The following is a 395-nucleotide window of genomic DNA, read 5'->3' on the forward strand; positions in this document are numbered from 1 at the left end:
GCGCTATGTGCATACCCTGACCCATGAATTGAAAAGCCCGCTGGCGGCGATTCGCGGCGCGGCCGAGCTGTTGCAGGACGACATGCCCGCCGACCAGCGCCAGCGCTTTATCACCAATATCGAAGGTGAAAGCGCGCGCATGCAGCAGTTGATCGAACGCCTGCTGAATCTGGCGATGGTCGAGCAGCGTCAAGGGCTGGAAGAACGGGTCGCCGTGCCGCTGGACGAACTGATCGATGAACTGCTCAACGCGCAAAGCGTGCGTATCGAACGGCTGCAGCTGCGGATTGAAAAAGACATCGCCCACGACCTGCAACTGATCGGCGAGCGCTTCCTGTTACGCCAGGCGCTGGCCAATCTGCTGGAAAACGCTCTGGACTTCACGCCCAAAGGCG

General features: G+C 60.5%; 1 protein-coding gene. It reads left to right on the forward strand.

Annotation, left to right across the window (positions count from 1 at the left end):
• Positions 1-28 precede the first annotated feature (28 nt).
• A partial coding sequence (locus SxD43FB_RS24260; RefSeq protein ID WP_275542515.1) for a histidine kinase dimerization/phospho-acceptor domain-containing protein occupies positions 29-395 on the forward strand: 367 nt, incomplete at its 3' end.

Origin of the sequence: Sphingobium sp. D43FB (assembly GCF_002312805.1) — a bacterium.
Classification (GTDB): domain Bacteria; phylum Pseudomonadota; class Alphaproteobacteria; order Sphingomonadales; family Sphingomonadaceae; genus Sphingobium.